At 59.9% G+C, this 11839-nt stretch carries 7 protein-coding genes; 3 read left to right on the top strand and 4 right to left on the bottom strand.

Annotated features, from left to right (window positions below):
• Positions 1-339: 339 nt before the first annotated feature.
• On the bottom strand, positions 340-2904 hold the full coding sequence (locus IE091_RS13575; RefSeq protein ID WP_189463884.1) for an ABC transporter permease: 2565 nt from the start codon (positions 2902-2904) through the stop codon (positions 340-342).
• Entirely contained in the window at positions 2897-3712 is an 816-nt protein-coding gene (locus IE091_RS13580) for an ABC transporter ATP-binding protein (RefSeq protein ID WP_096923316.1), read from the bottom strand. Before IE091_RS13580 ends, IE091_RS13575 begins: the two co-directional genes overlap by 8 nt.
• A gap of 58 nt (positions 3713-3770) precedes the next feature.
• Here IE091_RS13580 and IE091_RS13585 point away from each other — a divergent pair, with 58 nt between their 5' ends.
• The 3 genes from IE091_RS13585 to IE091_RS13595 all read left to right on the top strand — a co-directional run bounded on the left by IE091_RS13585 (position 3771) and on the right by IE091_RS13595 (position 7208).
• Entirely contained in the window at positions 3771-4490 is a 720-nt protein-coding gene (locus IE091_RS13585; protein WP_096923317.1) for an arylesterase, read from the top strand.
• Between the two features lie 83 nt (positions 4491-4573).
• A complete protein-coding gene (locus IE091_RS13590; RefSeq protein WP_167385724.1) occupies positions 4574-5287 on the top strand; it encodes a transglutaminase-like cysteine peptidase in 714 nt (237 codons plus the stop codon).
• Between the two features lie 13 nt (positions 5288-5300).
• Complete coding sequence (locus IE091_RS13595) at positions 5301-7208, top strand: bifunctional diguanylate cyclase/phosphodiesterase (RefSeq protein WP_096923319.1); 1908 nt, start codon at positions 5301-5303, stop codon at positions 7206-7208.
• Between the two features lie 42 nt (positions 7209-7250).
• On the opposite strand, the gene IE091_RS13600 is transcribed toward IE091_RS13595, so the two are convergent.
• On the bottom strand, positions 7251-7574 hold the full coding sequence (locus IE091_RS13600) for a hypothetical protein (RefSeq protein ID WP_039183846.1): 324 nt from the start codon (positions 7572-7574) through the stop codon (positions 7251-7253).
• A gap of 103 nt (positions 7575-7677) precedes the next feature.
• Positions 7678-11838: a BapA/Bap/LapF family large adhesin gene (locus IE091_RS13605; protein WP_229800840.1), complete on the bottom strand. Its 4161-nt coding sequence runs from the start codon at positions 11836-11838 to the stop codon at positions 7678-7680.
• Position 11839 lies beyond the last annotated feature (1 nt).

Consider the following 11839-nt stretch of genomic DNA (forward strand, 5'->3'; position numbering starts at 1 on the left):
AGTGGCTACTCTGGCTATAAGCCAATGAACTGGCCTCCCACAAGTTGGTTTGGGTGGCTGCTCTGGTATAGACAATAAGCCCAGCTGTGGCTGGAAGCTTCTTGTGGCTGGGAGACTCTTGTGGCTGGGAGACTCTTGTGGCTGGGAGACTCTTGTGGGAGGGAGCTTTAGCTCGCGATGATTCCAGTACCCAGCTTGATATGGGTGCCTGCCCAGGCAGTCGCCCAATAAATTGGCCTCCCACAGGATAGCTTGGGTGGCTGCTCTGGCTATAAGCCAATGGATGGGCCTCTCTCAAGTGGGCTTGAGTGGCTGCCTGGGCAGCCACTCTTTCGTTACTTACGCTTCGCCTAACAGCCCCAGGCTGGCGGCGGGGGCTTGGCGGCGCAGTTGGTAAGAGAGCAGATGACCAATAATGCCGATCAGCAGCGCGCCGCCTAGGGGCAGCACTAGCCATAGGCCCCAATGCAGGCGCGGGGTGAGGTCGAGCCAGTAGAGGTAGAGCGCGGCGGTGGCCAGTTCGGCCAGCACGGCGCCCAGCAGCCCGCTGGCAAAGCCCAGCAGGGCGTACTCGGCTCCTTGCACGCGGGAGATCATCCGATTACCCGCCCCGAACACCCGCAGCAGGCCGCTTTCATGGGCGCGTACCGGTCGGCTGGCCGTGAGGGCGGCATACAACACGCTCACCCCTGCCAACAGCACCAGGGCCAGCACCAGCTCGACGGCCCGCGTTACCTGGGTGAGTACGTCCCGCACCTGGCCCAGAATGGCATCGACGTTGAGCAACGAGACGCCGGGGAAGTCGCTGACCAGCTGGCGTACCAGGCCCTGCTCCGCGTCTGGCAAGTGGAAGGCGGTGATGAAGCTATGCCCAAAGGACTCCAGCACACCCGGCGGAAAGATCACGAAGAAGTTGGGGTTGAAGCTATCCCAGTTCAGGCTGCGCAAACTGTCGATGCGGGTGGTGATGGTATCGCCCCCCACGGTGAAGGTCATTTCATCGCCCACGCCTAGCCCCAGGCGGGCTGCCAGCCCCTCTTCCACCGAAATGGGCACGGTGCTGGCCACCACCGAGGCAGTGGCTTCGACTTCACTCATCCAGCCCTGGGGTTCGCTGGGCGTGCGAAACCACTGCCCGGCCACCACGCGATTGCCTTCCGGCAGCGTGGCTTGCCAGGTGAGATTCAGCTCCCGGCGCAAGGAGTTGTCGCCCCGGGCATCGGGTGGCACGGCATCCCGAGGGGCTTGCCCGTTGATGGCACTGATGCGCCCGCGCACCATGGGGTAGAGCGTGCTTTGGGTCTCGACGCGCGGGGCCACGGCCTGCTCGAAGGCCTCGCGTTCGCTGGGCTGGATATTGATAGCAAAGTAGTTGGGCGTGGTGTCCGGCAGCTGGTCTTGCCAGGTGGTCAGCAGATCACCACGTACCAGCACGATCATGGCCATGGCGAAAAACGTCACCGAAAAGGCCAGCAGTTGCCCCAACCCGGCCTGTTTGCGCCGGGCCAACTGCCGCCCTCCCAGGCGCAGGGCCTGGCCCCATTCACTGGCACCGGAGAGGCGCTGCACTGCCTTGAGCAAGCCGTTCAACAGCAAGGCACTGACGCCCCACAACAGTGCCAGCAACAGCGAACCGCCCAGCAGCAGCGCCAGGGCCAGCGAGAAGCTGCCCGAGTAGAGCCACAGCAGGCCACCAAACACCTGGCTGGCCACGCCCACCACCAGCCAGGCGGCAGGCGGCAGCGGGTCCAGCTCACGGCGCAGCACTTTCAGCGCGCTCACCTGCTTGATGCGCAGCAAGGTAGGGCCGGCAAAGCCCACCAGCACCGCCAGCGCGGTAAAGATGCCCAGCCATAGCGGCATGATGCCGGGGGCAGGCAGCGTCATGGGCAGGAAGCTGCTCAATAACCACAGCAGCAGTGCCTGGCCTAACAGCCCGAGAATGGCCCCCAGCAGCGAGGCTATCAACGCCAACCCCACCAGTTGCAGGCTGAACAGCACGACCAGCTGTTGCTGGCTAGCGCCGAAGCAGCGCAGCAGCGCGGCGGTGTCCAGGTGGCGCTCGACATAGCGACGGGTCGACATGGCCACCGCGACCCCGGCCAACAGCACCGCTGCCAGCCCTGCCAGCCCCAGGTAGCTCTCCGCGCGCTGCAGTGCATTGCCCAGCTGCGGTCGGTCGACGCGGACATCACGCACGTCCACGCCCTCCCGGCGTAATTCCGCCAGCAAGCCTTGCACTTGCTCCAGAGCAGCAGGCGGCCCGGCGGCCAGCAGCTCGAACTCGACCCGGGAGCCAGGCTGCACCAGCCCGGTGGCATCAAGGTCGGCGGTATTGAGCATCAGCCGGGGGTTGAAGTTGCCAAACCCTGCGGACTGGTCGGCTTCACGCTCGATGATGCCGGTGATGGTCAGCTCGGTTTGGCCTACCTGTACCTGATCACCAATCTGGATCTCGATCAGCTCCGCCAGGCGCGGGTCGACCCAGGCTTCACCGGCGGCAGGCCCGGAGGCCAGGCGTTCGACGCCGTTGCCCAGATCGACCAGGTTGACGCCATAATGCGGGTAGATATCATCGACGGCCTTGAGGCTGGCCGGTTGAAAGCGCTCACCGCGACTAATCATCGACACCAGGTCTACCTGATCGCTCAGGGTAAAGCCCGCCGCTTCGAGTTCGGTACGCAGGCGCTCATCGAAGGGCTCGCGCTGTTCCAGCACCAGATCGCCGCCCAGTATCTGGCTGGCCTGGCGCTCCAGGCCACGCTCCAGACGGTCCAGGAAAAAGGCGATCATGGTAGATGCCGCCACCGCCAACATCAGCGCCACGAACAGCGCCCGGACATCTGACGCGCGCAAGTCACGTTTTAAACTACGGGCGGCCAGCCGCCAGTTGATGTCACTCATTGCCTTCCTCGCTGGTGGCCGGAGCGGGAACGAAAGGCGTCAACTGGCCATTGGTGAGCCGCAGGCAGCGGTCGCAACGGCGCGCCAATGCGTGGTCGTGGGTCACCAGGATCAGCGTGGTGCCCGCCTGCTGGTTCAGCGTGAACAGCAGGTCGATGATTTGTGCGCCGGTATCCGGGTCGAGGTTGCCGGTGGGTTCGTCGGCGAACACCAGCTCCGGGTCGGTGACGAAGGCACGGGCAATCGCCACGCGCTGCTGCTCGCCCCCAGAGAGCTGTTTGGGCAGATGCGAGGTGCGCTCCCCTAGCCCCACACGTTCCAGCCATTGCTGGGCGGCAGCGGTTTCCCCTGCCCGTGGCGACAGCTCCAGTGGCAGCAGCACGTTTTCGAAGGCGCTGAGCGTGGGCAGCAGTTGGAAATTTTGAAACACGAAGCCTACTCGTCCGGCCCTGAGCGCGGCACGGCCATCCTCATCCAGCTGGCTCAACGGGTGACCAAATAGCGTCAGCTCACCGTCGCTGGGCGTGTCCAGCCCCGCCAGTAGCCCCAGCAGGGTAGACTTACCGGCCCCACTCTTGCCCAGAATGGCAACGCTTTCCCCGGCGGCCACGCTGAGATCGAGGTTGTCCAGAATGGTCAGCGAGCGCTCGCCACTGGCGACGCGTTTTGCCAACTGATGGGCATGTAGCACCACGTTGGGCGCCATGGCCGGGGGAACCTTATCTGACGTTAGCGTGTCGGTGATGGGCGGATGCGCGTTGGCAGCATCGCTGGGCACTTTGGAAGTAGGGTCAGAGGAGTAGGACATGAAGCGTGAATTCCCTTTAATAACGGTTCGACAACGAATGGTACCTATACAGCAGGCGATGCACACGACACTCTTGAAAACTGGCTTCTTCAACACAGCTTTTGCAAAATCGGCTTTCTCAAACTTCGTGATGCTGGCGGCCATTACGCTGGCGGCCTGCTTGAGCGTACTTCCAGCGCACGCCGATGACGGCCATGATGACGACAGTGCCCACTCATTGCCCACACTGCTGGTGATGGGCGATAGCTTGAGCGCTGCCTATGGTATCGAAGAAGAGCAAGGCTGGGTGGCGCTGCTCGCCCAGCGTCTGGAGGGCGAGGCCGAGGTGGTCAATGCCAGCATCAGCGGTGAAACCACCGCTGGCGGTGCTCAACGATTCGCCGATATTCTCCGACAGCGTCAGCCGGATATCGTTCTGCTGGAGCTGGGCGGCAACGATGGCCTGCGCGGCCTGCCCCCCGCCCAGATGCGCGCCAACCTGGCCAGCATGATCGAACAGAGCCAGCAGGCCGATGCCGAGGTACTGCTGCTGGGCATCGATATTCCGCCCAACTACGGGCAGGCATATCGCGATGCCTTTACCGGCGTGTTCCACTCGCTGGCGGATGAGTACGCGCTTTCACTGGTGCCCTTCCTGCTGGAAGATGTGGCGCTCAATACCCAGTTGATGCAAAGCGATGGCATTCATCCCACGGCAGAGGCTCAGCCTATCATTCTGGACAACGTTTGGCCCGAACTGGAGCCTATGTTGGAGGCATCGCACCAGGCCGCTCGGTAACAAAACGTTGATGCTTTGTGACCAGCAGGGATAGCACTTTTGCATGCCAGCGAGTAATCTTAAGCTCTATTTGCTCAACGCTCATGGCGCCCATGTCCCTGCACTCCTCCCCTCCTCCTCATGGCCTGACACGTCGGCGGTTCTTGACCGTCACAGGTACCTTGTTGCTGGGTGTTGGGCTGGGGTTTCAGCCCTCTCCTGCGGCCGCCTTCAACCCTCAGCAGCTGCGTCAATCCATGCAACGGCTTTACGGCCAAAGCGGAATGGACGTGCTGGAAGAGTGGTTCAGCCTGCTCAACCGCCTGCAGGGCCAGGATATTCAAACGCAACTGCGCGACGTGAATGACTTCTTCAACCGGCGCATTCGCTGGGTGGATGATATCCAGGCGTGGGGCCAGGAAGATTTTTGGGCCACGCCTCTGGAGGCCATGGGCAAGGGTCAGGGTGACTGTGAAGATTATTCGATTGCCAAATACATCACGTTAAAGCAGCTCGGGGTGCCAGGTGATCGTCTGCGCATGATTTATGTCCGTGCACGTATCGGGCGCAGTCAGATTACCCAGGCACACATGGTACTGGGCTACTATTCGACGCCTAATGCCGAACCGCTGGTGCTGGATAACTTGATGCCTTCCATCACGCCCGCCTCCCAGCGTAACGACCTGGACCCCGTCTTCAGTTTCAATAGCAGTGGTTTATGGGCAGGCGGAGGCTCCGAGTCTCGTGCCGACCCACTGGCGCGGCTATCTCGCTGGCGCAGCGTCATCGAGCGCATGCAATCACAAGGATTCATTTAAGAGGAACAGGCACATGTCGCTGATCAAGCAGCTTTGGCTGGCCATTATCGTGCTGTTGCTGCTGTCGTTCGTCGGCAGCCTGGCCATCAGCATCACCAGCAGCCGCGACTACATCGAGCAGGAAGTTCGCATCAAGAACGAGGACAACGCCACGGCGCTGGCGCTTTCCATGAGCCAACTGGACAAGGAACTGGTGATCCTCGAATTGCTGATTGCAGCCCAGTTCGATACCGGTTACTACCGTTCTATAGTGCTGCGTGATGCCGAAGGCGACGTGCTGGTGGAGCGCCGTGCCGGTGAGTACAGCGGTGACGTGCCCGGCTGGTTTCGTAGCCTGGTGCAGTTCGATGTGCCCGTGGGCACCGCCACCATTCAGGATGGCTGGCGACAGTTTGGCACGCTGGAGCTGGAGAGCCAGCACAGTTTTGCCTACGCCTCGCTATGGCGCAGCATGCTGGAGCTGGCGGGGTGGTTCCTGCTGGCGGGGGCGATCAGCCTGACCCTGGCCACGGTGATGGTACGAGGCATCAAACACCCGCTGGTGCGGGTAGTGGCCCAGGCCAAAGACATCAGTGCGCGCCGCTTCACCACCATCAAGGAGCCCCGCACGCTGGAGCTGCGCGAAGTGGCCCAGGCCATGAACGTGCTGTCGGCCAACGTGCGCCAGATGCTCAGCCACGAAGGGCAAAAGCTGGACGAGCTGCGCCGTCACCTGCAGCACGACCGTGTGACCGGCGCCTTGAACCGCGATGTGATGCTGGGCAAGCTGGGCGCTCTGCTGGAGAGTGAAGACGCCCGTGCCACGGGGCTGCTGGTCATGGTGCGTGTGCGCGCTCTGGAGCAGTTGAACGAGCAGCTTGGCCACCAAGCCACCGATGCCCTGCTCAAGCAGCTCACCCAGCAGTTGGCCGCACTGGACACGGCCTCCGAGGAGCCTCTGGTGGGCCGACTCAACGGCAGTGACTTTCTGCTGATGCTGCCCATGGAAGAGCAGCCTCATGCACTGCTGCCTCGCCTGGGAGAAGCCCTGGTACAGGTCACGGCACATCATGATACGGCCGCCCCAAGCCTGGCCACCGCCGTAGTTGCCTACCACCCCCAAGACCAACGAGGTCCGCTGCTGGCCACCCTGGACGACGCCTTGGCCGAAGCCGAAAGCCCTAGCAGCACCACTCACCTCGTGGTGCGTCAACGTGAACAAGGCTCCCTGTTCGGCAACCACACTCAGTGGCGTAGTGCGCTAACAGCGGCCATTGCACAGGGGCCGCAGTTGGCGTACTTCCCCGTCATGGATGCCGACCAACAGGTACTGCACTACGAGTGCCCTGCCCGCCTCAAGTTGGCCAACGAATGGCAAAGTGCGGGGCTCTTCATTCCCTGGGTCACGCGGTTTTCTCTCGAGCCCGCGCTGGATATCGCTGTCGTCAAAAAAGCGCTGGATAAGCTCACGGCCCACGGTGAGCAATCGTTCGGGATCAACCTGTCGATTGCCTCGATTACCAATGCCGAGTTCGTCAATGAGCTGAGACAGCTATTGGAGAAACAGCCTGCTCAGGCGCGCAAGCTCTGCTTCGAGGTACCCGCTACGCTGACTCCTCACGCCATTGGCAGCTTGCGCGGGCTATGCAGCGCTCTGCGCCCGCTGGGCTGCCAGTTCGGTATCGAACACGTGGGCGCTGAATTCACCAAGCTGGCCGACCTGCACGATGTGGGGCTAAGCTACTTGAAGCTGGACAGCAGCCTGGTGCGGGGTATCGATACCTCCCACGAGCAGCAGACCATCGTGCGCGGCATGGCCACCCTGTGCCACTCACTGGGTATTCAGGTGATCGCCGAGGGCGTGGCCGCCCCGGAGGAGCTGGAAAGCCTGTTCCGCACCGGTGTAGATGGCGTAACAGGCCCAGCTGTCAGAGTCGACTAATCCTCACAATGGATGTCAGGGCGTGTTTGAAACACGCCCTGACTAGATTAGCGTATCTTCATCCCCCAATAGGTTCACATCATTCTTGGCGCGAAGCGACTTACGCTCCATCACCTTGCTCTGGGCGGCAGCGGGCAAATCGGTAAAGCTCAACACGCCCTTCTCGAGCAACACTTCCAGCATGTCTTCCACTACCCTCACAAAGGCCAGGTCAGAGGCAATCATCTGTGCCGACTGCCCGGTTTGCTGGGCCAGAAAGGCGAACACCTCTGGTGAATTGGCCGCGATGGTTTCGTTACACTCGGGCGTAGGCTCCTTGCTAAGCGTCACGATCTCTCCCTTGGCGTTACGTTTGATATAGAGCATAGCGGCTTCCCCTGTAAGTAAACGCGCCTATTGGTTGCTAAACGTAATCTTACTGTAGATACAACAAGGCCGCCCGTAGGCGGCCTTGGGTTGGTCAACGCTGTTACTGATCGATCTTCAACTGATCGTGATCCAACAGAGACTGAATGAAGTCAGACGAGCTGGTACCCTGCGGCATCTGAACGTTCTTCAACACGATCTGTTGATCGGCGTTGCTGCCGTCGCTGGCAATGCCACCATCTGACTTGATATGCAGCACGGTGTCTGCCCCCTGCTGCTCTGCCTTGATGTACTGATCGATATTACCAGCGTTTTCGTTCTGGAGAAGATCCGCAAGATCCAGGCGATCTGCCGAGGCATTCGCGCCAAACACACCCAGCGTGAAGTCCGTGACCTTGTCCACGGCAGCACCCGACCCACTGGTGCCCTGATCACCGAATTCCCACTTGAAGGTGTCTGCACCCGCTCCACCCGCGAGAATATCGCTTCCTTCGCCGCCGTAGATGACGTTGTTACCACCATTCCCTTGCAACGTGTCGTTACCCTCGCTTCCCCAGACGAAGCTGTCGACGCCAGGGCCGGTGATGCCAACACGCAGAGTGGCTTCCGCCGTCACACCCGTTGGGTGCACCAGTTGATACGTGAGGCTATCGATCTGGCCCACGTGCTCTGGGTTGGCAACGGGGCGATAGGTGTAATCACCATCCGACTCCAGCGTAAACTCGCCATATTTTCCAACGATCTTGACGCCTGACTCCGTGGTCGCCACAAAAGCATTGCCGTTCCAGACTTTCAACACGGTATCGGTAGAGCCAGGAATATCACTCTTGCCGTCGATACCGGCATCGGTCAGCACGTTGCCTTTCGCCTCTGTCAGCCTGGGTTCCTGATAACTGGCGGGTTGTACCACTGCCCCGACGTCTCCCAATGTAACTTTGGAGTAACTCTGCCAGAAGAGAAATGTACTCACACCACTGGTCGTAGCAGTGAACTGCACCACGTACTTGCCAGCACTCAGTCCGTTCAGTTCCAGGTTATTCTGCCCGTTGACAGCTGTCCCACCAAAGCCAGAGACTTCTTTGAACTGATTGGGCGCTGTCTCTTGCAGCAGTTTCCAAGTCAACGACGCTTTAGTGCTTCCAGGAGTTTCAAAACTTGCATTGAAGCTTACCTTGGCACTCCCACCCTGACCAATAGTGAGGACGCCTGACTGGTACTGATCAACTCTGACGTCAGCAGTCGCGTGAGTCGAACTCTGAGCTCCCAATATCTGTGACGTGATGGCAGGCGGAGTGATGGTGACCCAAGTCAGATCAGCGGTTGCTACGTTATCCACCGCGTTGACACTATTAGGCACACCGCTGAGATCGATCTTCAGCGTCGAGGCAACCTTGTCACCGTCCGCATCTACCTGAACGTAGGTAAAGGTTTCCACGCGCTTCTCACTCAGCTTCATGCTGTCGCGTACTTCACGGTCTACCACGTAGGTGTAGTTACCCGCCGCATCCACGGTCAAGGTACCAAACTGCCCTTTGATGGTATTGGTCTGCACATCCTGACCATTGACCCTCCACAACAGCGCACCCACCGTTGCAGCACCGTCCGCACCCCAATTGGTTTCCAGTTGCCCTTGGACGCTTGGCAGATCGTCGGTGGATGAAATTTCGGCATAGAGGTCGAAGGAGTTAGCTTTCGTCTCTGTGGTGCGCACCTTGTCGACCAGGTTGCCATCCTTGTCCAAGAACCCTTTGATATGCAGCACGTACTCGCGATCACCCACACGAATGATCTGCGTATCGTTGGGGTTCTTGATCTTCACGAAGTCATCGTTGTCCGGATGCGTGGCTACCCTATTGGTATTTGGCGTCTCGTCATGCTCCAGCTTGATGACAGTGGAAACCGTGGTAAGGACGCCATCGATGACTGCCTTGAAGGAGACCTGAAGATCGACGGTTTTCAGTACCTTGGCATCACTGGAGATGGCAAAGTTGTTGTGGGTCAGCGTGCCCACCACGAACTTGGAGTCCGCATCTACCGGTTTCGAGCCTGTCAGGCCAGAGGCATATTTGAAGTCATAGCCTGAGCCACTGGAGCCACCCCACTGGATATACACCCCTTGGTTATTGGCGGTGGTGGTCACACTGCCTGAACCACTAGTGGAAGTGAGGTTTTTCCATCCAGCATTCAGCTGCGCAATTTCCAGTTCGCTGACAGGTACCTGAATGACATTGGCAAGCGTAAAGGCTTCCGGCGTATCGTCGATGACCGTGACTTTGATCGTGCCTGTCGATGTCTGATTCTGGATATCCTTCACCGCGACATCAATGGCGTTCTTGAAGGCTGAGTCAGTACCTTGTGCCGAATGGCTGACCGTTTCCTTCAGCACGAATTGGTAGCTGAGCGCCCCACCCTTTTCATCACCGTTGTAACCTGTGATGCGAAGCGTATTACCCTCTTTGGTCACGATTTCAATCGGACTGCCACCATTGGTCGCCAATAGCTGTGCTACCGACAGCACCTTGCCAGCCACGGTGATCGTTGCAATGCCTGCCGCAGACGAGACAGAGAAACTGCCTGCCGCCTGAGGCTCACCTTGTCCTGCTTTGGTGCCATCTTTCAGGAAGGCCTCGTTCACCACCAGAGTACTGCCGCTCAAATCGATACCTGGAGGCGCAACCGGTACGTTGCCTACAGGTACATCAGTAGCAACGCTCGGTTCACCGATAATGACGTCGACTACGCCACTTTCATTGCCTGCTGCATCGATGACCTGGTAGCTGAAGCCTGCATCCGGTACCAGTTTGTAGTCGATAGCGCGGACAAAGTAGTCACTGCTGTCGCTTCCGCTACCGCCACCTTGGGTATAGCCGTCTGCGTACTCCTTGGCCGTGAAGCGGAGCTGATCGAAGATGACGCCGTTGATGGTGAATTGGCCGTTACTCAGGACCTTGTCAATACTTTCACCACCCAGCTTATCGGCCGGGTTATTGCTGAAGATCCACTCACCCACCAACTGGCCATCCAGATATGCTGCAACCGAGCCCACTTCCCCTTCTTGGGCAATCAGGTTCGCCACGGTAACCGTTGCTTCTCCTACCGGCTTGCGGAAGTCGAAGACGAGCTCTTCTGAGTTGCCACCACGCTCACCCAACTGATTGGGTGCATCTACCTGCAAGCCAGTGTTGTCAGAAACACCAAGGTTACCGTTGCTGACGTTCAGCAAGGTGTTGTCTTTCACACCAAAGAGGTTGTAGGCATAGATATCGACTCCCTGATTCTGCCAGGCAGTCAAATCACTACCACTCAAGGTGATGGTATCTGCACTGCTCAAGGCTGCCTGCAGCTCGTCTTTGGTAACGGACCAGTACAGCTTCGCCGTGGTATCGAACTCCGTGGCAGTCGTTGCCTCCTGGTAATTGCCGGTACCCAAATCAATATAGAGTTTGCCGTAGGTGGGTAACGAGCTGAGTACGAAGGTCAGGTCAGCTTCATTACTGAGCCCATCCTCTCCTCCCAGGGACGCATTTTCCTCGAACTCTGTAGGAGTTTGCTCGAACCCTCCATTCACCTGATCAACGCCACCACCCACAGTGAATGACTTGAACATCACCTGATCGATACGACCAACCGGGTTTCCGCTGCCCGTTTCTGCACCGGTCAATACGGGGTCGGCGAGGGGCGCGTCAGTGTCGACGACATAACCACGCTCGGCGTCGGCGCTGTAGGGGTTACCCGCCGCATCTTCGCCGCTCACGGTGGCGCTGATGCTGTCGTTGGCCGCCAGCAGCGATCCGGGCACGTCGATGGCGTAGGTGAGGTCTTCGCCCACCAGGCCAGTGAACGCTTGGCCGCCCACGGTCAGGGTGACGGTGTCGCCGGCCTTGGCATCGCCGCCCACGGTGCCGGTAACGGTGATGAGGTTGCCCTCGGCCGCTTCGGCGCCGTTGATCACGTCGTCACCCGCCAGGGTGTCGATGGTGATGGTGGCAGTGGCGTCCAGGTTGACGGTGTAGTCACGCTCGGCATCGGCGCTGTAGGGGTTGCCGGCGGCATCTTCGCCGCTCACGGTGGCGCTGATGCTGTCGTTGACCGCCAGCAGCGATCCGGGGACGTCGATGGCGTAGGTGAGGTCTGCGCCCACCAGGCCAGTGAACGCTTGACCGCCCACGGTCAGGGTGACGGTGTCACCGGCCTTGGCGTCGCCGCCCACGGTGCCGGTGACGGTGATGAGGTTGCCCTCGGCCGCTTCGGCACCGTTGATCACG

Source organism: Vreelandella hamiltonii (assembly GCF_014651775.1).
Lineage (GTDB): Bacteria > Pseudomonadota > Gammaproteobacteria > Pseudomonadales > Halomonadaceae > Vreelandella > Vreelandella hamiltonii.